Annotated in this window: 27 protein-coding genes and 1 riboswitch; of the genes, 9 read left to right on the forward strand and 18 right to left on the reverse strand. The window is 61.7% G+C overall.

Annotated elements, in window-relative coordinates; all coding sequences use genetic code 11:
• Window positions 1-15: 15 nt before the first annotated feature.
• The 13 genes from purL to LQK84_RS09955 form a co-directional block, all read right to left on the reverse strand.
• On the reverse strand, window positions 16-2,253 hold the full coding sequence (purL, locus tag LQK84_RS09895) for a phosphoribosylformylglycinamidine synthase subunit PurL (protein ID WP_230828529.1): 2,238 nt from the start codon (window positions 2,251-2,253) through the stop codon (window positions 16-18).
• A 130-nt stretch (window positions 2,254-2,383) separates the two neighbouring features.
• Window positions 2,384-2,944, reverse strand: a complete 561-nt coding sequence (locus LQK84_RS09900) for an NADPH-dependent FMN reductase (RefSeq protein ID WP_230828530.1) — start codon at window positions 2,942-2,944, stop codon at window positions 2,384-2,386.
• Between the two features lie 53 nt (window positions 2,945-2,997).
• Complete coding sequence (locus tag LQK84_RS09905) at window positions 2,998-3,300, reverse strand: type II toxin-antitoxin system RelE family toxin (RefSeq protein ID WP_230828531.1); 303 nt, start codon at window positions 3,298-3,300, stop codon at window positions 2,998-3,000.
• The gene (locus tag LQK84_RS09910) at window positions 3,290-3,538 is read right to left on the reverse strand and encodes a type II toxin-antitoxin system Phd/YefM family antitoxin (protein WP_230828532.1); all 249 of its coding nucleotides are present in this window, start codon (window positions 3,536-3,538) and stop codon (window positions 3,290-3,292) included. The genes LQK84_RS09905 and LQK84_RS09910 overlap by 11 nt, the downstream gene beginning before the upstream one ends.
• 95 nt (window positions 3,539-3,633) lie before the next feature.
• The gene (locus tag LQK84_RS09915; protein ID WP_230828533.1) at window positions 3,634-5,655 is read right to left on the reverse strand and encodes an ASKHA domain-containing protein; all 2,022 of its coding nucleotides are present in this window, start codon (window positions 5,653-5,655) and stop codon (window positions 3,634-3,636) included.
• Window positions 5,656-5,670: 15 nt separating this feature from the next.
• On the reverse strand, window positions 5,671-5,934 hold the full coding sequence (locus tag LQK84_RS09920) for a CopG family antitoxin (protein WP_230828534.1): 264 nt from the start codon (window positions 5,932-5,934) through the stop codon (window positions 5,671-5,673).
• Complete coding sequence (locus tag LQK84_RS09925) at window positions 5,900-6,199, reverse strand: BrnT family toxin (RefSeq protein ID WP_230828535.1); 300 nt, start codon at window positions 6,197-6,199, stop codon at window positions 5,900-5,902. Before LQK84_RS09925 ends, LQK84_RS09920 begins: the two co-directional genes overlap by 35 nt.
• Window positions 6,196-6,603 carry a DUF2442 domain-containing protein gene (locus LQK84_RS09930; protein WP_230828536.1) on the reverse strand — a complete coding sequence of 136 codons (408 nt, stop codon included), beginning with the start codon at window positions 6,601-6,603 and terminating at the stop codon, window positions 6,196-6,198. Before LQK84_RS09930 ends, LQK84_RS09925 begins: the two co-directional genes overlap by 4 nt.
• On the reverse strand, window positions 6,596-6,823 hold the full coding sequence (locus tag LQK84_RS09935) for a DUF4160 domain-containing protein (RefSeq protein ID WP_230828537.1): 228 nt from the start codon (window positions 6,821-6,823) through the stop codon (window positions 6,596-6,598). The genes LQK84_RS09930 and LQK84_RS09935 overlap by 8 nt, the downstream gene beginning before the upstream one ends.
• Before the next feature lie 78 nt (window positions 6,824-6,901).
• The gene (locus LQK84_RS09940) at window positions 6,902-7,873 is read right to left on the reverse strand and encodes a methyltetrahydrofolate cobalamin methyltransferase (RefSeq protein WP_230828538.1); all 972 of its coding nucleotides are present in this window, start codon (window positions 7,871-7,873) and stop codon (window positions 6,902-6,904) included.
• A 66-nt stretch (window positions 7,874-7,939) separates the two neighbouring features.
• A complete protein-coding gene (locus LQK84_RS09945) occupies window positions 7,940-9,031 on the reverse strand; it encodes a methylenetetrahydrofolate reductase (protein ID WP_230828539.1) in 1,092 nt (363 codons plus the stop codon).
• Window positions 9,028-9,591 carry a methylenetetrahydrofolate reductase C-terminal domain-containing protein gene (locus tag LQK84_RS09950; protein WP_442966943.1) on the reverse strand — a complete coding sequence of 188 codons (564 nt, stop codon included), beginning with the start codon at window positions 9,589-9,591 and terminating at the stop codon, window positions 9,028-9,030. Before LQK84_RS09950 ends, LQK84_RS09945 begins: the two co-directional genes overlap by 4 nt.
• Window positions 9,584-9,886 carry a virulence factor gene (locus tag LQK84_RS09955; protein WP_230828540.1) on the reverse strand — a complete coding sequence of 101 codons (303 nt, stop codon included), beginning with the start codon at window positions 9,884-9,886 and terminating at the stop codon, window positions 9,584-9,586. Before LQK84_RS09955 ends, LQK84_RS09950 begins: the two co-directional genes overlap by 8 nt.
• 318 nt (window positions 9,887-10,204) lie before the next feature.
• On the opposite strand from LQK84_RS09955, the gene LQK84_RS09960 reads away from it, so the two are divergent.
• Window positions 10,205-11,674, forward strand: coding sequence for a sensor domain-containing diguanylate cyclase (locus tag LQK84_RS09960; protein WP_230828541.1), 1,470 nt, complete (start codon window positions 10,205-10,207; stop codon window positions 11,672-11,674).
• A 9-nt stretch (window positions 11,675-11,683) separates the two neighbouring features.
• On the opposite strand, the gene LQK84_RS09965 is transcribed toward LQK84_RS09960, so the two are convergent.
• Complete coding sequence (locus LQK84_RS09965) at window positions 11,684-12,295, reverse strand: DUF1638 domain-containing protein (RefSeq protein ID WP_230828542.1); 612 nt, start codon at window positions 12,293-12,295, stop codon at window positions 11,684-11,686.
• 96 nt (window positions 12,296-12,391) lie between these two features.
• Here LQK84_RS09965 and LQK84_RS09970 point away from each other — a divergent pair, with 96 nt between their 5' ends.
• A complete protein-coding gene (locus LQK84_RS09970) occupies window positions 12,392-12,553 on the forward strand; it encodes an entericidin (protein WP_230828543.1) in 162 nt (53 codons plus the stop codon).
• 63 nt (window positions 12,554-12,616) lie between these two features.
• Here LQK84_RS09970 and LQK84_RS09975 read toward each other — a convergent pair whose 3' ends face one another.
• Both LQK84_RS09975 and LQK84_RS09980 read right to left on the reverse strand, forming a co-directional pair.
• Window positions 12,617-13,312, reverse strand: coding sequence for a corrinoid protein (locus LQK84_RS09975; RefSeq protein ID WP_230828544.1), 696 nt, complete (start codon window positions 13,310-13,312; stop codon window positions 12,617-12,619).
• A gap of 129 nt (window positions 13,313-13,441) precedes the next feature.
• Complete coding sequence (locus LQK84_RS09980; protein WP_230828545.1) at window positions 13,442-14,512, reverse strand: AbrB family transcriptional regulator; 1,071 nt, start codon at window positions 14,510-14,512, stop codon at window positions 13,442-13,444.
• A 218-nt stretch (window positions 14,513-14,730) separates the two neighbouring features.
• Between LQK84_RS09980 and LQK84_RS09985 the strand changes: the two genes are divergently transcribed.
• Together LQK84_RS09985 and LQK84_RS09990 are read left to right on the forward strand one after the other, a co-directional pair.
• Window positions 14,731-16,314: a trimethylamine methyltransferase family protein gene (locus tag LQK84_RS09985; RefSeq protein ID WP_230828546.1), complete on the forward strand. Its 1,584-nt coding sequence runs from the start codon at window positions 14,731-14,733 to the stop codon at window positions 16,312-16,314.
• 113 nt (window positions 16,315-16,427) lie between these two features.
• Window positions 16,428-17,105 carry a ferredoxin gene (locus tag LQK84_RS09990; RefSeq protein ID WP_230828642.1) on the forward strand — a complete coding sequence of 226 codons (678 nt, stop codon included), beginning with the start codon at window positions 16,428-16,430 and terminating at the stop codon, window positions 17,103-17,105.
• Between the two features lie 4 nt (window positions 17,106-17,109).
• Here LQK84_RS09990 and LQK84_RS09995 read toward each other — a convergent pair whose 3' ends face one another.
• Window positions 17,110-17,454, reverse strand: coding sequence for a hypothetical protein (locus tag LQK84_RS09995; RefSeq protein WP_230828547.1), 345 nt, complete (start codon window positions 17,452-17,454; stop codon window positions 17,110-17,112).
• A gap of 144 nt (window positions 17,455-17,598) precedes the next feature.
• Between LQK84_RS09995 and LQK84_RS10000 the strand changes: the two genes are divergently transcribed.
• Window positions 17,599-18,615 (forward strand): hypothetical protein, encoded by a 1,017-nt coding sequence (locus LQK84_RS10000; protein WP_230828548.1) that lies wholly within the window; start codon window positions 17,599-17,601, stop codon window positions 18,613-18,615.
• A gap of 15 nt (window positions 18,616-18,630) precedes the next feature.
• Here LQK84_RS10000 and bmt read toward each other — a convergent pair whose 3' ends face one another.
• Window positions 18,631-19,638, reverse strand: a complete 1,008-nt coding sequence (gene bmt / locus LQK84_RS10005) for a betaine--homocysteine S-methyltransferase (RefSeq protein ID WP_230828549.1) — start codon at window positions 19,636-19,638, stop codon at window positions 18,631-18,633.
• A gap of 410 nt (window positions 19,639-20,048) precedes the next feature.
• Between bmt and LQK84_RS10010 the strand changes: the two genes are divergently transcribed.
• From LQK84_RS10010 to LQK84_RS10025, 4 genes are all read left to right on the forward strand, one after another.
• Entirely contained in the window at window positions 20,049-21,503 is a 1,455-nt protein-coding gene (locus tag LQK84_RS10010) for a cobyric acid synthase (RefSeq protein WP_230828550.1), read from the forward strand.
• 25 nt (window positions 21,504-21,528) lie between these two features.
• Window positions 21,529-21,895, forward strand: a riboswitch (cobalamin riboswitch).
• A gap of 62 nt (window positions 21,896-21,957) precedes the next feature.
• Window positions 21,958-22,470, forward strand: coding sequence for a bifunctional adenosylcobinamide kinase/adenosylcobinamide-phosphate guanylyltransferase (cobU, locus tag LQK84_RS10015; protein ID WP_230828551.1), 513 nt, complete (start codon window positions 21,958-21,960; stop codon window positions 22,468-22,470).
• Between the two features lie 5 nt (window positions 22,471-22,475).
• Window positions 22,476-23,522 carry a cobalamin biosynthesis protein CobW gene (cobW, locus tag LQK84_RS10020; RefSeq protein WP_230828552.1) on the forward strand — a complete coding sequence of 349 codons (1,047 nt, stop codon included), beginning with the start codon at window positions 22,476-22,478 and terminating at the stop codon, window positions 23,520-23,522.
• A gap of 158 nt (window positions 23,523-23,680) precedes the next feature.
• Entirely contained in the window at window positions 23,681-23,989 is a 309-nt protein-coding gene (locus LQK84_RS10025) for a HigA family addiction module antitoxin (RefSeq protein WP_230828643.1), read from the forward strand.
• Window positions 23,990-23,991 lie beyond the last annotated feature (2 nt).

Genomic DNA, 23,991 nt, shown 5'->3' on the forward strand with positions numbered 1-23,991 from the left:
TGGGTACTTCTCCGCTTACTCGGCAGCCGGGCGAAGCGCCTTGCCGCCGTCCATGAATTCAGGGAACCATGATTCATGGGCTACGCGCAATTCGTCAACCGAAACATTGAGAAGTTCATCGACAACGAGGTTCGTGCCCTCAACCGTGCCGAGGCGACGGAAGGGAACGCCGGCATCTTCGGCATTGGCGCAGACGAAGTCTGCGAGGTCAGCCGGAACGGCAATGACGTAGCGCGCCTGATCTTCGCCGAAGAGAAGCGCATGCGCCGGGCCGTGGCTTTCTGAAAGCGAGAGCTTCATGCCCTTGGCAGAGGACATCGCCATTTCGGCGAGCGCGATGCCGAGGCCGCCGGACGAGATGTCGTGGCAAGCCGTCACTTCGCCATTGCGGATCGCGTTGCGGACGAAATCGCCGTTGCGGCGTTCGGCGGCAAGATCGACTTCCGGAGCCGGGCCGTCCTTGATGCCGAGCACGTCACGCATATAGATCGACTGGCCGAGATGGCTGCCGTCCGTGCCGATCATCAGGATCGCGTCGCCGGCCTTCATCGAGCCGATACGGGCCATCTTCGACCAGTCGGGCAGAAGGCCGACGCCCGCAATGGTCGGGGTCGGCAGGATCGCGACGCCGTTCGTTTCGTTGTAGAGCGAGACGTTGCCCGAAACGATCGGGAAATCGAGCGCGCGGCAGGCTTCGCCGATGCCCTTGATGGCCATGACGAACTGGCCCATGATTTCCGGCTTTTCCGGATTGCCGAAATTCAGGTTGTCGGTGGAGGCGAGCGGTTCGGCGCCCGTTGCCGTGATGTTGCGCCAGCATTCCGCAACGGCCTGTTTGCCGCCCTCGAACGGATCTGCCTCGACATAGCGCGGCGTCACGTCGGAGGAGAAGGCAAGCGCCTTGGTCGGATGCGTATCAACACGCACGACGCCGGCGTCACCACCGGGAAGCTGAAGCGAATTGCCCTGAATCAGCGTGTCATATTGCTCATAGACCCAGCGGCGCGACGACTGGTTGGGCGAACCGACCAGCGACAGGAGCGTCGCCTTGTAATCCGCCGGTGCTGCAACGGAGGCGGCCGGCATGGCCGGGAACTTGCCGGGTTCCTTCCACGGACGGTCATATTCCGGGGCCTGGTCGCCGAGGTCCTTGATGGGCAGGTTTGCGACTTCCTCGCCCTGATGGATGACACGGAAGCGAAGGTCGTCGGTTGTCTTGCCGCAGATGGCGAAGTCGAGGCCCCACTTGACGAAGATCGCCTTGGCGACGTCTTCCTTGGAGGGCTCCAGCACCATGAGCATGCGCTCCTGGCTTTCCGACAGCATCATTTCATAGGCCGTCATCCGCTCTTCGCGAACCGGAACCTTGTCCAGCTCAAGTTCGATGCCGAGATCGCCCTTGGCGCCCATTTCGACAGCCGAGCAGGTGAGGCCTGCCGCACCCATGTCCTGGATGGCAATGACGGCGCCGGTCTGCATCAGCTCAAGGCAGGCTTCCAGCAGGCACTTTTCGGTGAAGGGGTCGCCAACCTGAACGGTCGGGCGCTTCTCTTCGATGCTCTCGTCGAATTCGGCTGACGCCATGGTCGCGCCGCCGACACCGTCGCGGCCGGTCTTGGCGCCGAGATAGACGACCGGCAGGCCGACGCCCTTGGCTTCGGAGAGGAAGATGCCGTCCGTACGGGCAAGGCCAGCGGCAAAGGCGTTGACGAGAATGTTGCCGTTATAGCGGGCGTCGAATTCGACTTCGCCGCCGACGGTCGGCACGCCGAAGGAGTTGCCATAGCCGCCAACGCCGGCAACGACGCCGGAAACGAGATGCTTGGTCTTCGGATGATCCGGCTCACCGAAACGCAGCGCGTTCATCGCCGCAATCGGGCGCGCGCCCATGGTGAAGACATCACGCAGGATCCCGCCGACGCCGGTCGCCGCACCCTGGTAGGGCTCGATATAGGAGGGGTGGTTGTGGCTCTCCATCTTGAAGACGACGCATTCGCCGTCATCGATATCGACCACGCCGGCATTTTCGCCCGGTCCCTGAATGACGCGCGGCCCCTTGGTTGGCAGCGTGCGCAGCCACTTCTTCGACGACTTGTAGGAGCAGTGCTCGTTCCACATGGCGGAGAAGATGCCGAGCTCGGTGAAGGTCGGCTCGCGGCCGATCAGATCCAGAATGCGCTGGTACTCGTCCGGCTTCAGGCCGTGAGCGGCGATGAGTTCCGGGGTGATCGGCTGGCTGTTCGAAATGGTCATGGGCGTCCGTCTGGCTCAGGGTGGCGCTTTTGATGCCCCTATAGCGCATGACGGCGGGGAGTGCGACCCGGAAATGCCGGCAACTTGGGGAAAGGCTGCGGAAAATCGGCGCCTGACCTCGACGCCGATGTCACAAGTCCATCGCGCTCGGTTTGGCGGCTCTGCTGTCGCGGCAGAAGGCGGCGAAATCGTCGAGGAATTTCTCCGCCGCCAGCCTGTTTGCGGGCAGGGCCATGATCTCGGCGATGGCCTCCGGCTCCTGTTTCATCAAGGCAACGCGCAGGAAGATGCCCGGATTGAAATTAGAGCTGATCGTGGACAGCACCGTGCGCAGCGTCTGCAGCATGTCGTCACCGCGATGCGAGGCATGGGCCAGGACGATCGGCTTGCCGATGACATGTTCGCCGGACACGAGCCAGTCGATCGCATTCTTCAGCCCGCCGGGGAGGGTACGGACATACTCGGGACTTGCGATGATCAGGCCATCGGCGGCGGCGATTTTCTGCTGGAACGCCCGCACGAGTTCCGGCGTCGCGTCACCTTCGCGGTCGGGAGAGAAGATGGGGAGGTCGCCGATGCCGGCGAAAACCTCAAGCTCATCTGACGATGGTGCGATGCCCGCCAGGGCCCGGAGAAGCGCGGTGTTGGTGGACTGGGCGCGGGCGCTGCCGGAGATGGCGAGAAGTTTCATCAGGAGAGGCTACCAGCGGTGGGGTGAGTCTGGAATGACGGATGGGCCTTTTGTCAGGCAGTCGATGGAGGAAGTTTTCGGCGTGCTGCTGCCTTATAAACTTCCGACCGATCCCGCTTGCCGACAGCGATGACGACGATGATCACCTGTTCGTCCCGCACTTCGTAGACAAGCCGGTAGCCAGCGCCGCGCAGCTTGATCTTGTAGCGATCCCTGCTGCCGGAAAGCTGGGCGGACGGGACGCGCGGGTTTACGCAGCGTTCGGCGAGCTTCTTTTTGAACTGTTCGCGCGTATTGCTGTCGAGCTTCCTCCACTCCTTCAGCGCAGCTTCGACAAAGCCAAGCTCATAGATCATCCAGACTGACCTTGATGACCGGATCGTTTGCCCGCGCATCGGCAATGGCATTCAGTTCGAGGTCTTCCAGCTTCTCGAGCATGGCTTCGTAGGTCTCGGCGGGAATGCAGTAAAATGCCGGCTGGTTGCGATTGAGGATGGCAACGGCCGAGCCTTCGCCAGCCGCAACCGTGCCCATAGGATTCTTCTTCAACTCGGAAACGCTTGCCGTCACCTCGGCGAGGACGATCTGGGTCATGGCATGTTCCTTGAGGTCATTTATAGTACTGAGTATAGTACCATTAACAGGTCTTTTCAAGTTGCGCCCAATGGTGACACGTCGCTCGCGCCTGATCACTCCCGGCTTCGTCTGCGCCGCCGTCCACCTTCGCCGCCCGCATCCGTCAACGTCTTCCGCTCCGGTAGCGCAATTACCTTTTCGAGGTTCGGGAAGTTGTCCACCTTGTTGGGCATGGCCATGGCGTAGACGAAATGTTCCTGGAATTTCGGCTCCAGCGCCGTCTCGATCTTTTCGATCTTGCGAACGGTCTCCTCGATTTCGCGGCGGTAGCCACGGTTCAAGAGGCACATGCGCGCGCCCGTGCCGGCGGCGTTGCCGACGGCCTTGACCTTATCGAGATCGCAATCGGGGATCAGGCCGAGGACCATGGCGTATTTCGGATCGATGAAGGTGCCGAAGGCGCCGGCAAGGCCGATGCGGTCGACGTGGTCGATACCCAGCTTGTCCATCAGCAGCTTGACGCCGGCATAAAGGGCGGCCTTGGCGAGCTGGATGGCGCGGACGTCGTTCTGCGTCACGGTGATCTTCTGTGCGCCGTCATGCAGGAGATAGGAGAAGGTGCGGCCGTTTTCGAGAATGCGCGGGCTTCTCGCCGCCATAGCGCCATCGACAACGCCGTCTTCCGAGATGATGCCGGCGAGGAACATTTCGGCGACGACCTCGATGATCGCCGAGCCGCAGATGCCGGTAATGCCGGTCTTCTCTGCGGCCTCGGCAAAGCCCGGTTCGTCTGACCATTGTTCGACGCCGATGACGCGGAAGCGCGGCTCCAGCGTATCGCGGTCAATGCGGACGCGCTCGATGGCACCGGGGGCGGCGCGCTGGCCGGAGGAGATTTCAGCGCCTTCGAAAGCGGGGCCGGTGGGCGAGGAGGCGGCGACGGTGCGGGCGGAGTTGCCGAGCACGATTTCGGCATTGGTGCCGATATCGACCAGAAGCATCTGCTCCTCCTGCCGGTGCGGGCCTTCGGTGAGCGTGGCGGCGGCGGCATCCGCGCCGACATGGCCGGCGATGCAGGGGAGCATATAGACGCGCGCGCCCTTGTTAAGCCGGATGCCGATCTCTTCGGCCTTCAGGTGCTGCGCGCCGGAAGCGGCAAGCGCGAAGGGCGCGCCGCCAAGTTCGGTCGGATCGATGCCGAGGAAGAGGTGGTGCATGACCGGATTGCCGACAAAGACGGCATCGAGAATATCTTTCCGGTCGATGCCGCCCTCGGCGGCCACCTTGTCGACAAGGCCGTTGATCGCCTCGCGTACGGCATTCGTCATTGCCTCGCGCCCGTCCGGGTTCATCATGACATAGGACACGCGGCTCATCAGATCCTCACCGAAGCGGATCTGCGGATTGGATGTGCCGGAGGACGCCAACGTGCGGCCAGACAGCAGCGAGGAGAGATGCATGGCAATCGTCGTCGAGCCGATGTCGCAGGCAATGCCATAGGCCTCGTTCTTCAGGCCCGGATAGAGCGCCACGAGGCGCGGGCGGTCGTCGGCTTCATCCTTGTGGATCGCGGCCGTGACCTTCCATTCGCCCTTGCGCAGGATTTGCTGAACGCGCGGGAGGAGATGGAAATCGACCTCTATGCGGGACAGCTTCCAGTCCTTTTCGAGCGCCACGAGCAGCCGGTCGAGATCACCGAGCGGCTTTTCCATGTCGGGTTCCTCGACCTCGACATAGCACATGTGGATTGCCGGATCGCGCGCGATCACGCGGCCGTCGCTCTCCTTGCGCACGACCTGCGCGTTGACCACGGTGTCCTGCGGAATATCGATGACGAGGTCGCCTTCAATGGTTGCCGAACAGGAGAGGCGGCGGCCTTCGGGCAGACCGCGCACGCGGTCATAGCGCTCTTCCTTGGGGCCGATCGGCGAGATGTGATCGTTGGAGGAGGTGATGCCATGCTTGGCAAACTGGCCCTCCTGCACCGAGACCTGACAGCGCCCACAGGTCGCCCGCCCTCCACAGACGCTTTCGACATAGACGCCAAGCTCGCGCGCGGCCTCGATGACGGGCGTGCCGGAGGCAAAACGGCCGCGCTTGCCCGAAGGCATGAAAAGGACGAGGTGATCTGTCATGGGGGTGTCTGACCGTTACTTCGCGAGTGCCTGTTCAAGTGCATCGCGAATAATGCGGGCAGATGTGACGCCACGCTCCTTCGCTTTCGACTTGATCGCGTCCAAGAGCGACGCAGGGAGGCGAATATGAACATCGTTCGCCTCGTCGCCGAAATCGAAGTGCATGGGCTTCATGTCCGACAAATCGAAATCGGTCAGGTCGGCGCTTTCGACAAAGCGCTCGGCCTCTTCATCCGAAGCAAAATCAGGAATTTTTTTCAGTTCCGATTTGGCTTTCATAAAACTCGATTTCCTCTTGATGCATGAAGCGCGCGCTGATCGGCCTGATATAGACCTTATCATGCCTCTGGCGAAGGGTGAACACGACAAAAGCGTGACGCCCGTTTGACGTTACGCCAATTGCGCGCTTGCGCTGCTCTTCGACCGAAGGGTCGCCGAAAACTTGGGGTCCGGAGCGGAACACCGCTTCAATGTCTTCTTTGGTCAGACCATGCTTTGCGCATTTCGGCCAATTGCCATCGTCCCAATCGAAGTCGGCGATCATTGGTCGATCTTGCGTGGTCTTCCGCCCTTGCTGCCGTTTCGGCGGCTGGCCTCAGCCTTTGCCGGAGAACGGGAGAGGCCGCCGCGGCGTTGGGCGTCCATGAAGTGGCGGCTGCCGAAAATGCCGCTCATCAGGCCGGCAATCGTGTAGTCCACATCCAGCGTTTCCCAGTGCAGGCCGGTCTCGCCGAGAAGTTCGACCTCGGCCAATTCGCCTTCCGTTGCGTCGGCAAGCCCTTCCAGCGCGCGGGCCGGCACCATGAAGGCCGCACCGTTTTCGAAGTCCACGACGATAAGGCCGGACTTGCCGTCATAGCGGACGGTAACGGGAATGGGGCGTCCGGCCCGTTCGGCCTGCCAGCGGGCCTTGGCTTCGACAAGTTCGATATCGCTGACGTCAGCCATGGTATTTCCTCCAGACGTTCAGAAAAAGCTCCCGGTTTGCCTCTATCACATCGACGGCGCGGCGGACGTCTCGGTCCGCCATTCCGCCCTGCGTCAAGACCTTCAGGCCGGCGATATCGATCCGTGCCTCGCCGTCTCCGTAGACATGCACATGCGGCGGCTCATGGTCGGCCGTGTAGATAACAAACCGCATTCCATATTCGCGGAGAACCGTTACCATTCAAATAACCTAACAAGTTGGGTTTTTCAATGGAGGACGTCTGTCTCTTGCCGGGCCGAAGACCAGCGAGTTGTTAACTCACTCGCTCGCGCCACTCCCGCCAACGCGGGCCGCACGTCCGCCGCGCCGCGCCGGGCGGTCGCCGCTGGGGGCGGGGGCCGGGCTCTGCGCGGCGGCGCCACCTTCGGCGGGCTTGTAGTCGCGATAGGTCATGATCCAGTTGGAGCAGTTCGGATCTGTGCCGTTGAGCACGTTGGCGGCGCGGACGGCTTCCATTTCCTGTGGGCGGCAGGGGTTCATGATGGCAGACGTCATGCCGGCGCCGATGACCATGGGGATGAAGCCGGCATTGATGCCGTGGCGGTGCGGCAGGCCGAAGGAGATGTTGGAGAGGCCGCAGGTCGTGTTGACCTTGAGTTCATTGCGCAGCCGATAGAGCAGCTGGAAGACCTGCCGGCCGGCATCACCCAGCGCGCCGATCGGCATGACGAGCGGATCGACGACGATGTCATGCGGCTTGATGCCGTAATCGGCGGCGCGCTCGACGATCTTCTTGGCGACGGCGAAGCGGACATCCGGGTCCATGGAAATGCCGGTCTCGTCGTTGGAGATGGCAACGACCGGCACGTCATATTTCTTGCAGAGCGGCAGGATGGCTTCGAGCTTTTCTTCTTCGCCGGTGACGGAATTGACCAGCGGGCGGCCCTTGGCGACCTTGAGGGCTGCTTCGATGGCTGCCGTCACGGAGCTGTCGATGGAAAGCGGCACGTCAACGAGGCCTTGGACGATTTCCAGCGTTTGCACCAGGAGGCCCGGTTCGGTCTCGTTGGGGTTGACGGAGGTGACGCCGGCATTGACGTCAAGCATGGTGGCGCCGGCGGCAACCTGTTCCAGCGCGTCCTTGATGACGGTGTCGAAATTGCCGGCCTGCATTTCGGCGGCGAGTTTCTTGCGGCCGGTCGGGTTGATGCGCTCGCCGATCACGCAGAAGGGCTGGTCGAAGCCGATGATGATTTCGCGGGTGGCGGAGGCGACGATGGTGCGGGTCATTGTGTTCGGTCCTTCAGGCGGATCAGCGTTGAACAGATGATTGTTTGATTGAGAGGCGTCGCCGCCTTACGAATTGTTTGAGGCGGCAGCTTTGGCCATTTCCTGCGGGTTCTGCAACTGGCCTTCGTGAACATCGGCAGCATGCGCTGCGGCGATCGCTTCGCTGCGCGAGACTTCGCGTTTCCAGGGCTGGCGGCCCTTCAGCACGCCGGATTCATGGACGATTTCGGCGACATATTCTTCCTGCCGATAGGCCATGACATGGATGCCGGAAACGCCTTCAATCTCCTTCACCTCATTGATCATGTCGATGCAGATCTGCTTGCCTTCGCGCTTCTGGTTCTCCGCCCCTTCCAGCCGCTTGATGATGGCGTCGGGGATATGGATGCCGGGGACATTCGTTCTGATCCACTTGGCGGTCTTGGCCGAGGCCATCGGGCCGACGCCGGCGAGGATGAAGCATTTCTCGGCAAGGCCAAGGTCGACGACCTTCTTCATGTATTCCTTGAACATCGGAATATCGAAGACATACTGGCTCTGCACAAATTGCGCCCCTGCCGCGACCTTCTTCGCGAGCCGGTAGGGCCGGAAATCGTATGGCGGGGCGAAGGGGTTGATGGCGGCACCGAGGAAGACGGCGGGCGGTGTCGTGAGCTTGCGGCCGGAGAGGAATTTCGCCTCGTCGCGCATGGTGCGGATGGTTTCCAGCATGGACATGCAGTCGAGGTCGAAGACGGGCTTGGCGCCCGGCTGGTCGCCGGCCTGCACGCCGTCGCCGGTGAGGCAGAGAATGTTCTGCACGCCCATGGCGGAGGCGCCCAGCACATCGCCCTGAATGGCGATGCGGTTCCTGTCGCGGGCGGAAATCTGCATGATCGGGGCATAGCCCATGCGGGTAAGCAGGGCGCAGATGCCGACGGACGACATGTGGCAGTTGGCGCCGGAGGCGTCCACGGCATTGATGCCGTCCACCCAGCCTTCGAAGATCGCGGCGCGTTCGTAGACGTCTTCCGGGTTGGCGCTGTCGGGCGGGTTGAGCTCGGCGGTGACGGCGAATTCGCCACGGCGCAGAATGCGTTCAAGACGGCCACGCGAGGAATGGCCGGGCAGGGGCTCCAGCGGCAGGCCGGGATCGTGCGGATGGGTATCGTGCATCATTTCGCGGCCCCTTTTTCCTGCGATTGGGCTTCTCGTGCCTTGGCTGCCTGCGCGGTGACGCGAAGCCATGCGGACGTCTCGCGCAGCGACTGGTCGACCGGCTTCTGGACGTTGAGGATCGCGTCACCCTTTTCCATGTTGCGCGAGCCCTTCCAGGCCTGAACCCAGACGCAGGGCATATCCGGCTCGACCTCGCAATTGCCGTTGGCGCGGACGCCGCCGCAGGGGCCGTTGCGGAGCTGCTTCGGACAGTTCATCGGACAGCTCATACCGGTGGAGGACAGTGCGCATTGCCCGCACATGCGACAGTCGAAGAGCAGGCCCTTCACATTGCGCTCGATGAACTTCACCGGCTTTTCGGCACGGCCATAGCCGACGGCCTTCCAGAAGGGGTGAAGCTTGAGAAAGAGATCGGCGAAGAGATTGTAGAGCACTTCCAGGAAGCGCGAATGGCGCACCGACCAGAGACGGATCGTGTAGCTGCGCCCGGCGCGGCGCGAGGGCGAGACGCCGGAGGGCTGATAGGCCGTGCCCGTGGGCTTCTTGGCGGCTTCAGCCATTGTTGCGGCCTCCGGCATGGACCAGCGCCACGAGGCGTTCCTTGTCATAGGCGGCTTCGAGATCTGCGGCTGCCTTGTCGGCTTCGGCCTCCAGATCGTCGGAAACCGGGATCGGATCGGCCTTGCGCCACTCGGCGAGATAGTCGTCGGTTTCGGCGGCACCCGAGCGCATGGCGCACATGTCAATGGCTTCGGTGAAGCGCAGCGACAATTCCCGCTTGGCCGTTGCCCGGCCCTTCTTCACGATCACCTGCGCTGGAATGTCGCGCCAGTAGACGACGATAAGGTCTGCCATGATGATTTTCCTGCCTCTCCCCCGATCGCCAGAGCCTGTCCTGCAAGGCGTGCGAATGCAAGGAGAATGCACGTGCGCCAACAGGCGGACGCCACTTGGCGCGACGTCGGGATCGCTCAAAAGCGACAGCGCCGACTGGGAAGACCGGTTGTTCGGCAACTTCTTTAGGCGGGACGTAAAGATGCGGTTTACGAATTGTCTCTAGCTTGTATGGGTGTACAGATGCAGAGTCTTGCGCTTCGTCAAGCGGCGAGAAATTTCAAGACTTTGTCAGCATTCGATTGTATTTTCCGTTGATTCTCTTTTCAGGTTGTCTTCATGCCGAATTCTCGCAATGCGGATATTTTCGAACTCGCTCCTGTGGCGATGTGGATCGAGGATTTCAGCGATGTTCGTGTGCAACTCGATGCCTGGAAGGTAGAGGGCGTCGAGGACCTCGGTGCGTTCCTGCGAGAAGATCTCTCGCGGGTTTCCGCCTGCTCGAGCCGCATCAAGATCCTGCAGGTCAACACCAAGACGCTCGAACTTTTCGAAGCGCGCGATCTCGATGAGTTGAAGGCCAATCTCGACAAGGTGTTCTGGGGCGACATGCTCGAGACCCATATCAACGAACTCGTTGAGCTCTGGGAGGGCAAGACCGCCTTTTCCAGCAGTGCCGTGAACTACACGCTCTCCGGTCGCCGGCTCGACATCCAGCTGCGCGGCGCCGTGCTGCCGGGGCACGAGAAGACGCTGGGCCGCCTGCTGATCACGACGGAAGATGTCACGGCACGCGAAGAGGCTCGCCGTGCCGAGGAGCGCAACCGCCTGCACGCGGAAGGCATTTTCAAATATTCGCCGGTCTCGCTCTGGATGGAAGACTTCAGCGCCATTTACGCACTGATGGAACGCGTACGCGAAAGTGGCATTCTGGATTTCCGGGTGTTTCTCGACGTCCATCCGGAATTCATCCAGCAATGCATGTCGGAAATTCGCGTGCTGGACGTGAACAAGGCGACGCTCGATCTTTTCGGAGCCACCGATCGGGAGATGCTGTTCAAGCGCCTGCCGCATGTGTTCCGCGATGCGATGGAAAAGCCGTTCAAGGAGCAGCTGATCGATCTCTGGGAGGGCCGGCTTCACCAGCATCGCGAGGTCGTCAACTATGCGCTCGATGGCAATGAACGGCATCTTCTGATGAATTTCTCCGTCCTGCCGGGCCGCGAGAAGGACTGGTCGCTGGTCCAGGTGGCGCTGACGGACATTACGGCCCGCAAGAAGGCGGAGTCCTATCTCGAATATCTCGGCAAGCACGACGTGCTGACGCGTCTGCACAATCGCGCCTTCTACACCGACGAGCTCAACCGCCTGGAACGCAAGCCGCTGAGGCCGGTGTCGGCTGTCATCATCGACCTCAACGGTCTCAAGGAAGCCAACGACCAGCTTGGCCATGAGGCCGGCGATGCACTCCTGCGCCGTTTCGGCGAGGTCCTGAACGGCGTTGCCTCGGCACCCGTCACCGCATCCCGTATTGGCGGTGACGAGTTCGCGCTGCTGATGCCCGGCGCCGATCTCCGCACCGCGACGGCCATGGCAGAGACCGTGCGCGAGCTGCTGAAGATCAACAATCAGTTCTATTCCGACGCGCCGATCTCGATGTCGCTCGGCTTCGCGACGAGCGAGGCGGGAGAGACGATCGAATCCGTGGTGCGCCGCGCGGACGCGCTGATGTTTGAAGAAAAGCGCGCCTATTATGCCGACAAGGCCTGCTCCGGCAGAAGCGAGGCAAGCCGCCGGGCTGCCCGCTGAAACACGCCTTCAGCTGGATGCGGGCGCTGCACCGGCAATCGCCGGTGTCAGGTCTCCGTAGCCGGTGAAGCGATATTCATAGGCTAGACCCAGATAGTCCGCGGCCCATTTTGCCTTGGCCTGCAGGTCTTCGTCTTCCGTCTGTGCCAGATAGACGATCTTTTCGTAATTGCCGAAGACCATCTGGATGAGCTCCGGATGCTTGTCGAGTTTCAGCGGCTCGATGACGAAGGCCTCGAACTGGCGGGCGATCAGGTCGGTGAGGTAGAAGGCGGTGATTTCCTCTGCGCATTCGGCGAGGAATTTGTCGACGCCGGTGTAAAAGGCATAACAGTGCGGACCACCGATCCGCTCGATCCCTTCCTCGGCGCAAATCTTGTCGATTTCACCCCGTGTGCCGCATTCGGCATAGCCGATGAAAATGCGCTCGATGCCTTCTGCGCGGGCTTCGGCAATCTTGTCTCTGAGGGCAGGGGCAATCCTGTCCGGATAGACATGCCAGATGGCCGGCAGGCAGGTGAGTTCAACATGGTCCAGCCGGTTGGCTTCGCAGACCGCGATGATTTCGCGTGCAAGAGCGCCGCAGGCGATCACTTTGACCTTTTGAGAAATCGCACTCATGTGTAACCTGTCGGGGAACTTGGCGGCGAGTCATGCGTTATCGCTGAGTTAGCTCCGTACAGGAGCTTGGGCAGTCTAATTATCTGGGAACTTACCATGATTTCGAATCGTTCCAAAATCACCACCGCAGTTCTTCTCGCCTCGCTCGTCGTGCTGGCATCCTGTGGCAACACGATCCGTGGCGTCGGCCGCGATACGGCAAGCGCCGTTGGCGCGACCAAGAATGCTGCGCATAACGTTGCCAAGGCTGCCCAGTAAGCCGCCGCAGCAGCACCCCCATTATCGAAGCGGCCGCTCTCTGGGGCGGCCGCTTTGTCTTGATCAGGCGTTCAGGCTGTTGTGCTTGCGCTTGATGAAATCCTTGGCGGTTTCGACAGCCACCGCCGCGTCGCGACAATAGGCGTCGGCACCGATCGCCTTGCCGAATTCCTCATTCAGCGGCGCGCCGCCGACGAGAACGACGAGATCGTCGCGGATGCCCTTTTCCTTCAGCGTGTCGATCACGACCTTCATGTAGGGCATGGTCGTGGTCAGAAGGGCGGACATGCCGAGGATGTCCGGCTGTTCCTTTTCGATCGCATCAAGATAGGCTTCGACCGCATTGTTAATGCCAAGGTCGACCACGTCGAAGCCGGCGCCTTCCATCATCATGCCGACAAGGTTCTTGCCGATGTCGTGGATGTCGCCCTTGACGGTGCCGATGACCATCTTGCCCTGCTTGGGCGCATCGGTGGCGGCCAGCAGCGGGCGCAGGATGTTCATGCCGGCCTTCATCGCGTTGGCCGAGAGCAGAACTTCCGGCACGAAGAGAATGCCGTCGCGGAAGTCGATGCCGACGATGCGCATGCCTTCGACCAGCGCCTGGGTCAGGACGTCGTAAGGTGCCCAGCCGCGATCCAGCAGGATGTGGGTGGCTTCCTCGATTTCCTCTTTCAGACCGTCGTAAAGATCGTCGTGCATCTGCTGCACGAGTTCTTCGTCGGAAAGCTCGGAAAGAATGATTTCATCGTCAGACATGGTCGCTCCCGCTCCAAAAAAAGCCCATCGGCATCAAATCGCCAAGACCTTATAGAGTGTTAGATTAAAGTTCGGGTAACGCGCAATCGAAAGCGACACGGTGAGCGTTGATCTGCGACGGCCGCGAGGTCAGAGGTTCAAACGGCGGTCGAAACGGGCGGCGAAGTAGCGCGAGAGGACGGGGCCGAGGAACAGGACGGAGATGAAGCGCGTCATCTGCATGGCCAGCACGAAGGGTTTGTCCACCGGCGTGGAGGCCGCGATGATGGCGACGGAATCGGCGCCGCCGGGGCTGGTCGCCAGATAGGCGGTCAGCAGGTCCATGTGGCCGAAATGGGAGACCGCCACGGCGAGCAGGCCGCACAGGACGATCAGCGACAGGATCGAGAGGAAGAGGACGGGCAGCGCCCTCAGCGCATGCGTCACGATCTCGCGGGTGAAGCGGAATCCGACATTCCAGCCAAACAGCAGATAAGCGGATGCTAGAAGCCAGTGAGGCAGCGTGATTGTCACGAGGCCTGCGGCATGGCAGGCGATGCCGATGACGATCGGGGCAAGCATGTTGATCGACGGGCGCTTGAAGAGCCGGGAGAAGACCGGACCGCAGGCGGCGATTGCCAGCGTGAGGACGAGGTTCAGCGGATCGACAGGTGGAAACCACGGCTCGGGAACCGGCAGCTGGCCGGTCTGGCCGAGCACGAAGCGGGCGATCAGCGAGGCCGTGGCCGCAACCATCAGCATGCGCAGATATTGCATGAAGGCGACGAGGCGGAAATCGGCGCCGGCGGCCTCGGCCATCAGAACCATGGCGCTCGCAGCGCCCGGCGACGAGCCCCAGATGGCCGTTGTGCCGGGCAGGACCTGATATTTTGCGAGCAGCCAGCCGAAGCCGAAGCTCAAGGCGACGACGGAAAGAACCAGCCCGATGAAGAGAAAACCGTCCTTGGCGATTTCGGCAAAGACGGTGAGCGGCATGCCTCCGGCGATCATGACGCCGATAATGCCCTGGCAGAAGGCGACGAGAGGCGAGGGCAGGGAGAATTTCATGCCGCGCGAGGCTAGCAGCAGGCCCGATACCATCGGCCCGAGCAGGAAAACGGCCGGAAGATGCATGGCATAAAGCACGCCCGTCACCACAGCCGTCAGGACGATGAGCAGGCACCAGTTCCTGATGCTGTTGCGGCTGTCGCTTTTGGACATGGGCGGTGACTTCGCTGGGCGGGGAGGCTTGCCGTCCGGCCCTACAGCAGCAACCCGGCCAGTGCAAGGATGCGGGCCGCGAAAATCACCGCGTAGCTTGCGGAATTTTTCTTCGCGAACAGCCTTCTCAGTGGCGCATTTAGGAATGTCCGGCTAGGGCTATCATCTAAGATCGTTTGTCATCGGTCGAAAAGACCATCATATCGGGTGAGGGAACCATGGATCAGGAAATCGAACTTGCAGGCGCCGCAGCCGAGGGAGATGGCGGACGGCGTAGCCGTGGAGCAGGGCGCGGTGCCGCAGCCCGCCGCGCGGCCCGCACCGGCGGCGGTCCGGGTGCTTCGCTTCCTTACATCACCCGCAAGATCCGCGAATACGAGGTTCTCGACGAGGAAGGCCTCGCCCTCATCGAGGCCAATGCCGATCGCGTGCTTGAGGAAATCGGCATCGAGTTCCGCGAAGACGCAGAAGCGCTGGCGCTGTGGAAAGAGGCTGGCGCTGATGTTCGCGGCGAGCGCGTGCATTTTCCGAAGGGGCTCTGCCGCGAACTTCTGAAGACCGCTCCGAAGGAATTCACCTGGCATGCGCGCAATCCCGAACGCAGCGTGCATGTCGGCGGCAAGGCGACGATCTTCGCGCCGGTCTATGGCCCGCCCTTCGTCCGCGACCTTGAAGGCAATCGCCGTTATGCGACGATCGAGGATTTCCGCAATTTCGTGAAGCTCGCCTATATGGCGCCGTCCATGCATTCCTCGGGCGGCACGGTCTGCGAGCCGGTCGATGTCCCGGTGAACAAGCGTCACCTGGACATGATCTACAGCCATATCAAATATTCCGACAAGCCGTTCATGGGCTCGGTCACCGCGCCGGAACGCGCGGAAGACACGATTGCCATGGCGAAGCTGGTCTTCGGCGACGAGTTTGTCGAAAACAACTGTGTGACGCTGAACCTCATCAACGCCAATTCGCCCATGGTCTTTGACGAAACCATGGTCGGCGCGCTGAAGGTCTATGCGCGGCACAATCAGGCCTCTGTGATCTCGCCCTTCATCCTTTCGGGCGCTATGAGCCCGGTGACGGTCGCCGGCACGCTGACGCAGATCCTGGCGGAAGTTCTCGCCGGCGCGTCGTTCACGCAGCTGATCCGCAAGGGTTCGCCGGTTCTGTTCGGCACCTTCGCTGCCTCCATCTCCATGCAGTCTGGTGCGCCGACCTTCGGGACGCCGGAACCGTCGCTTGTCTCTTACGGTGCGGCCCAGCTGGCCCGTCGTCTCGGTCTGCCGTTCCGCACGGGCGGCTCGCTCTGTGCCTCCAAGGTTCCGGATGCGCAGGCAGCACACGAGAGCTCCAACACGCTCAACATGACGCTGCTCGCCGGCACGAACTTCGTACTGCATGCCGCCGGCTGGCTCGAAGGCGGTCTGGTCTCGTCCTATGAGAAGTTCATGATCGACCAGGACCAGCTTGGCATGATGCAGAAGATGGCCGAGGGCATTGACCTTTCGGAAAACGCGCAGGCGCTTGACGCCATCCGCGAAGTCGGCCCCGGCAGCCATTATCTCGGCTGCGCCCACACGCAGGCGAATTTCCAGACGGCCTTCTATCGCTCGGCGCTTGCCGACAACAATTCGTTCGAGCAGTGGGAAATCGAAGGCTCCAAGCGCATCGAGGAGCGTGCCAATGCGCTCTGCCGTTCGTGGCTCGACAGTTACGAAGCGCCGCCGCTTGATCCGGCGATCGACGAGGCGCTGCTCGCATTCATCCAGCAAAAGAAGGATGCGGTGCCAGACGCCTTCACCTGAAACGAGCCCGCAGCCAGGGAGCAAGGCGCAGCGGCCACGGTGACGGAGATGATCCAGCGCGCCGTCTGGCGGCCGCATTATCAGGAAAAACGCGACCAGGAGGGCGGGCAGTGATGCCCGCCTTCGGCATTCTGCAAGAATTGGAAAGTGCCTTGGAGCCTTCGGGCATCAGGCTGCGCGGTGTTGTGTCCTTTGCAGAGGGTGAGGGACCGTCTCTCGACGAAGGAGGCAGCGCGCTCAGCGTCGTCCTGCTCGGCAATGTCGGCGGATCGATCTGGCCTGGCTTTGCGGCCTGGCGGCGAGATTATTTCGGAAGCGATCCGCTGGATGCGTGGTCTAAGGCGGTGATCGGACCTGTTGCAGAAAGGCTTGGCGCGACGGCCTTCTATCCGTCCGATCCGCCCTACATGCCGTTCCAGCGCTGGGCCATGCGGGCGGAGGGATTGAAGGCCTCGCCGCTCGGCATTCTGATCCATCCGCGCTATGGGCTCTGGCATGGCTATCGCGGAGCATTGGCGTTCCGGGACGACATCGGCACCCGGCCTTCGGCAATGGAGCCTTCGCCCTGCGATACCTGTGCGGGAAAGCCATGTCTGTCCGCCTGTCCGGCCGGTGCGATCTCACTCTCAGGCTTTGCCGTCGATCCGTGCCGGGCGCATCTCGTCACCGCCGAGGGGCAGGCGGGCTGCATGTCTTCGGGCTGTGTCGCGCGCAACGCATGTCCGGTCGGTGCAGGCTATCGATATCCGGAAGCGCAGCTTCGGTTTCACATGGACGCGCTGTTTAGCTGAGGCCTCAGGCTTTCGGCCAGGCCTTGTCCAGGCCGCCTGATTTTGCCACGCCTTCGCGGAAGGCGGCGTAGGCCGGATGCTGGCTGGAACGGGCGATCTCCAGGAGACGGATCTGGAGGCGGGCGGGCGCATGGGCGCCCAGCCATTCGCCGGCACGCGACAGTTTCAGCGAATTGAGAAAGCGCGCTTCAGCAGCGGCATTGACGAAATGCGTGATGCCGTCGAGCAGCGCGTCGTCCTGTGCCGAGTTCTCCAGAACGAGCTGAAGCCAGGCCTTGTCCTGTTCTTCGAGGCTCGAAAGCTTTCCCGCAACGGTTTCACTGTCTGGAAAATTGGCCTTGGCGTTCATCGTCTCAGGTCTCTCATTCCGAATCGATTGATGTGGGCGGATCATAGGGGACGTCCGTCCCCTTCGCACCTGCCGTTCGCCGCTTGACTTCGCGAAGCGCAGAACTTCCGATGGCTCCATGACGAATCGCTGAAAAGGGGCGGCATGAAACAGCTTTCGGTCTGCATGCCGAGCAATCGCGGCTTCGAACGATCGTTCAGCTCCATCGAGACGGCGCTTGCCTTTTGCGAGGCGCGCGATGCCGTACTCATCGTGTCGGACAATTCGGGCGATGCTAAAAAGGCCGCCTACTGGCAGGGGCGTTCGGCGCATCTTGTCTATCTTCCCGATGCGCCCGTCGATCCGATCGCCAATGCCCGGAATACGTTTCTGCCGGTCGAAACGCCCTTTCTGATGCCGATGGGGGATGATGACGAACTCTTCGCGCAGGATGTCTGTCCCGCCATCGATCTTGCGGCACTTGCGCCGGACGTCATCGGGGTCAAGCCATGTGTCGAGCTGTTCCTTGACGGGACAGACCTGTCCGTCCCGCGGGTCTATGCGCTGGACGCAGACACGCCCGGACAGAGGCTTCGTCAGTACATCGACCGCAACGAGGGCGACAACTCGACCTTCTACAGCATCTTCCGCACGGAGCCCTATCTCTCTTTGCGGGAGTATTTCCTGGCGTCGCATCCGACGCGCGGCTCCTATGCCGACTGGCAGATGGTGATGGCTCTCATCGTAGCCGGCAGGATGCTCCTCGATCGCTCCATGCTCTTTCGCTACAATGTCGCGGCATGGGCGACGCCCGAGGCGGTCGATACCAATGCGAAGCATCTCTACACGAGCGTTGGCCTACCTGAGAATTTCAGGGACTATAATTCCCTGTTGCGCTGGATGGATCTTTTCGTCTTTGCAAGCCGCAAAGGCGTTGTCCCGAACCGCGAGGCTCTTGCCGAGGTGCAGGCCGGCGAGCTTTCAGACCTGCTCGACCTCGGTCTCAGGATTGCTGTCGAACGGGCAGCAGAGTTGCATCCTGCGCTTGCGGAACTCGCACGCAAGGGCTTGCAGGAGCGTAACCCCATGCTGAAATTTCTGCATGGGGCTGCCGTGCTCGACTGTTTCCAGCCGGGCCTGAAGGCGAAATATATCGCCTTCCTCAAGTCAGCGTCTGTCTGACAGCGGCTTCTGGGATCAGCCGCGACGGCGACGGCGTTCGCCGGTGCCACCGCTTTCGGAGGCCATCTTATTGCGCAGCGGGCCGATGCGGGTGACGACATCGTCAATGGTCGGGCGCGGGCCCTTCGTATGGCTGTCGATGGCGCCGCGGATCGAGCGCAGGTGATCGCAGGACGTGCCGCAGCAGCCGCCGATGATGCGCGCGCCGGCGTCGATCGCCAGATGCGCATACTCGGCCATCAGTTCCGGCGTGCCGGAATAGTAGATTTCCGCGCCGCGATATTCCGGGATGCCGCAATTGCCCTTGACGACGACGACGGCATTCGGGTCCGCTGCCGTCATGTCGAGCAGCGAGGAGAGGATGTCGGCAGCGCCGACACCGCAGTTCGCACCGAAGGCGACCGGCTTGTCGGAAAGGCCGTCGGCCACCTGCGGCATGTCCTTGGGGTTCAGGCCCATCATGGTCTTGCCGGCGGTGTCGAAAGAGCCGGTGTAGACGTAAGGCAGATCAAGCGCGATGGCTGCTTCTGCCGCGGCACGGATTTCGTCCGGCGAGGACATGGTCTCGATCCAGGCGATGTCGATGCCGCCTGCCTTGAGGCCTTCCATCTGTTCCTTGAAGGCGGAAACGGCGTCGTCGTAGGTCATGGCGCCGAGCGGAACCAGAAGTTCGCCGGTCGGGCCGACGGAGCCGGCAACGATGACCTTGCGGCCTGCTTTGTCGGCGACGGCGCGGGCGATCTCGGCAGCCTTCTTGTTCAGTTCGAAGACGCGGCCTTCTGCCTTGTGGAGCTTCAGACGCTGGCGCGTGCCGCCGAAGGAATTGGTGAGGATGATGTCTGCGCCGGCATCCACGAAGTCCTGATGCAGCTTCGTGATGTTCTCCGGCTTTGCCTCGTTCCAGAGTTCCGGTGCCTCGCCGGCCTCAAGCCCCATGGCGAAGAGATTGGTGCCGGTGGCGCCATCGGCCATCAGCACGCCCTTTTCGGCAAGCAGCGCCTGAAGCGGATTTGCAGTCGTCATCGTCAGATCCTCGATTTTGATGCGGATGATATAAAGATATCTTTATATGATTTCAATCGCTATCTTCGGCCGGCCCGTAGAATTCGCGTTTATCGTTCCATTTCAATAAACTACTCGTCTTTGACGCGACGTGTAACCCTCAGGTCCCGTTGGTATGGCTAAAATAAATCGTCAATTCATAGATATTTAAGCTCTCAATAACTCTCCGGTAAGAATGTCCGGCTAATTGTTTTCGTGCAGCGGGGGACACCGCTGACACGCTTCCGGATCAGGTCTTGCGTACCGGAGGCGAGCGTATCCCGCAGTGTATGTGCGGGATGGCCAATGAGTATCGGCAAACCGTGCATCGCTTTGCGACGCGCGGTTTTCGCGCTTTTAAAGCGCCGTTTGCGATGTTACGACCGCTCCCCATGACCAAGACCATCATGCTTCAGGGAACCGGCTCGGATGTCGGCAAGACCGTGCTTGTCGCCGGGCTTTGCCGGATTGCCGCCAATCGCGGGCTTGCCGTTCGCCCGTTCAAACCGCAGAACATGTCGAACAATGCTGCCGTCTCCGAGGATGGCGGCGAGATCGGCCGGGCGCAGTGGTTGCAGGCCATGGCCGCGCGCGTTGCGTCTTCCGTCCACATGAACCCGGTGCTCCTCAAGCCGCAGTCGGAAAACGGCAGCCAGATCATTGTTCAGGGCAAGGTGTTCGGGCAGGCCAAGGGGCGCGATTATCAGCGCCTCAAGCCACAACTGCTCGGCGCGGTGCTGGAAAGTTTCGAGACAGTGAAGGCCGGCGCTGATCTCGTGATTGTCGAGGGCGCGGGATCGCCGGCGGAAATCAACCTGCGCGCCGGCGATATTGCCAATATGGGTTTTGCCACGGCAGCGAATGTACCGGTCGTGCTGGTCGGCGATATCGACCGGGGCGGGGTGATTGCCTCGCTGGTCGGCACGCATGCGATCCTTACGCAGGAAGATCGTGCGATGATCACCGGCTATCTCATCAACAAGTTTCGTGGCGATGTCAGCCTGTTCGATGACGGGATTACGCAGATCGAAGGTTTCACCGGCTGGCCCTGTTTCGGCGTCGTGCCGTGGCTAAAATCGGCCGGGCGTCTGCCGGCGGAGGATTCCGTCGTGCTGGAGCGGCTGGTTTCCAAGGGGGCGGGGGCGCTCAAGGTGGCGGTGCCGATGCTGCCGCGCATTGCCAATTTCGATGATCTCGATCCGCTGGCGGCGGAAGAGCGGGTGGAGCTTGTCTTCGTGAAGCCGGGTGAGGCTTTGCCTTACGACGCCGGCCTTGTCGTGCTGCCGGGTTCCAAGTCGACCATCGGTGACTTGAAGGCTCTGCGGACGAATGGCTGGGATCGCGATCTTGCAGCGCATCGCCGGCGCGGTGGCCGCGTCATCGGTATTTGCGGCGGCTACCAGATGCTCGGAACCCGGATCACCGATCCGCTCGGGCTTGAGGGCGAGGAGCGCGAGATTGCGGGGCTGGGGCTGCTCGATGTCGAGACGGAGATGGCGCCGGAAAAGACGGTGCGGAACTCTTCCGCCCGCTCTCTTGAATATGATGCGCCGCTCTCCGGCTATGAAATCCATCTCGGCGTGACGCGCGGGGCCGATTGCGCCCGGCCGTCGGTTGCCATCGACAACCGGGCCGATGGCGCGGTTTCTTCCGATGGGCGGGTCATGGGGACCTATCTGCACGGGCTTTTCGGCTCGGATGCCTATCGCCGTGCGCTGCTGGCCAGTTTCGGCGTGGAGGCGGGCGGGCAGTCCTATCGTGAGACAGTGGATGCGGCGCTCGATCAGGTGGCCGCGGAGCTTGAGGCGGTGCTGGACAAGCGCTGGGTTGCGAACCTCCTCGATTGACACGGCAACTGTTCACGCCTAACCCTTGTGCCGTTACTTGAATGGTTTCTCCGGGCAACCGGAGACGAAGAGGGAATGCGACGAGGCGGGCTTTTGCCCAAACCTCCAATCGCAGCCGACCCCGCGACTGTAGAACGGTGAGGTCGGCCCGTCGCGCAAGTCCAGGATGCCGCAATGGTGTGGGCCTGGGGATGCGTGAAAAGCCACTGGTATGCATGTCTTGAACAACCGGGGCCGGACGCCTCTTTTTCTACGAATCGTCCGCCTCTCAAGACGCGCGTCCATACCGGGAAGGCGAGGGCCGCCGATGGTCAGGCGCTTTGATGCGCAGATGTGACAAGCATCGACCGGGAGCCGTGAGCCAGGAGACCTGCCATTCTCCGTTCAGATGAAGCGCTCGCAGCACGGAGGTTGTCTTGGCGCAGGTTTTTAACGCTCCCACCGGAGCGGCGCGATGACGCGCAACACATTCATTCTTGGAGGAGCCCGCTCGGGCAAATCCGCGCTGGCCGAACAGCTGGCGCGCGAGAGCGGCGGCGTGCTTCATTACATCGCAACAGGGCAGGCCTGGGACGCGGAGATGCGCACGCGCATCGACCATCACCAGAGCCGGCGCGGGCAGGAATGGACAACCATTGAAGCGCCGCTGGAGCTGACCTGTGCGCTCACCCCGCTGGACTATGACGAGAATACCATTCTCATCGATTGCCTGACGCTGTGGGTCACCAATCTCATGATGGCGGAGCGCGACATGGACGAGGCCTTTGACAGGCTCGTATCCGCGCTTGCCGGCGCAAAGGCGCAGGTTTTCATCGTTTCCAATGAAGTCGGTCTCGGCATCGTGCCGGATAATGCCATGGCGCGCGCCTTTCGCGACCATGCCGGCCGTCTGCACCAGAAGGTCGCAGCGGTTGCCGATGAAGTCTATTTCGTGGCGGCCGGGCTGCCGCTCAAGATGAAGGGTTGAAGAGAATGCAGAAGATACCGGCCACCGTGATCACGGGCTTTCTGGGTGCGGGCAAGACGACGATGATCCGCAACCTGCTCTCCAATGCCGGGGGCAAGAAGATTGCGCTGATCATCAATGAATTCGGCGATCTGGGCGTTGACGGCGAGGTGCTGAAGGGCTGCGGCGCGGAAAACTGCACCGAGGACGACATTATCGAGCTGAACAATGGCTGCATCTGCTGCACCGTGGCGGACGATTTCATTCCGACGATGGAAAAGCTGCTGGGGCGCGATGTCCTGCCGGACCATATCGTCATCGAAACCTCCGGTCTGGCGCTGCCGCAGCCGCTGGTCGCCGCCTTTAACTGGCCTGGCATCAAGACCCGTGTGACCGTCGATGGTGTCGTGACGGTGGTCGATAGCGCCGCCGTTGCCGCCGGCCGTTTTGCCGACGATCATGACGCTATTGATGCTCAGCGCGCCGAGGATGAGGGGCTGGATCATGAAAGCCCGCTGGAAGAGTTGTTTGAAGACCAGCTGACGGCCGCCGACCTCGTCATTCTCAACAAGGCCGATCTGCTGGATGCCGCCGGTCTTGACGCGGTGCGCGAGGCAGTTGGCAATGCGACCGCGCGCAAGCCGAAAATGGTGGTCAGCCGTGGCGGCGATGTGCCGGCGTCCGTCCTACTCGGCCTTGGCGTCGGCACCGAAGACGATATCGAAAACCGCAAGTCGCATCACGAGCTGGAGCACGAAGGCGCGCCGCATGACCACGATCACGACGAGTTCGAAAGCTTCGTCGTGGAATACGGTCCGGTTGCCGATCCGGCCGGTTTCGCCGATGCGCTGAAGGGGATCATCGAGACGCACGACATCCTGCGCCTCAAGGGCTTTGCCGATGTTCCCGGCAAGCCGATGCGCCTTGTCATACAGGCTGTCGGCAACCGCATCGAGACCTATTTCGACCGGCCGTGGAAGCCGGGCGAGACGCGGGCGACGAGGCTTGTCGTGATCGGTCTGCATGACGAAATGGACGATGTAGCGATCATGGCGGCGATCAAGGGGATTTGATGGGTCTTCTGCCTCCCACTTGTGGGGAGGGTTGGGGAGGGGCATTCTTGCCGAAAGCGAATGGATGGCGGCTACCCCCTCTGGCTGCCGCCATCTCCCCCACAAGGGGGGAGACGGAAGACGGCCCGCTTGCTGGTCGACCACAAGGGTTGAATGCGATGACGAACATGCTTGCTGTTGAACTGCCAGCCATTCGCCCCGGAGAAATTCTGCGGGAGGAATATCTCGTGCCGTTGAACATGAGCGCCGGCGCACTGGCGCGACGGTTGCAGGTGCCACGCACGCGCATCGAGCGGATTGTGGCGGAAGAAACCGGGATTACGACGGATACGGCGTTGCGTCTGGCCCGCTTCTTTCGCACTACGCCGGATTTCTGGATGAATATGCAGGTTGGCTATGAACTTGCTGTGGCACGGGCTGAAAAGGCGGACGAGATTGCCGCCATTGAACCGCTTGAAGCGGCCTGAAC

The sequence above is a fragment of the Rhizobium sp. C4 genome (genome assembly GCF_021026315.1).
Classification (GTDB): domain Bacteria; phylum Pseudomonadota; class Alphaproteobacteria; order Rhizobiales; family Rhizobiaceae; genus Ensifer_A.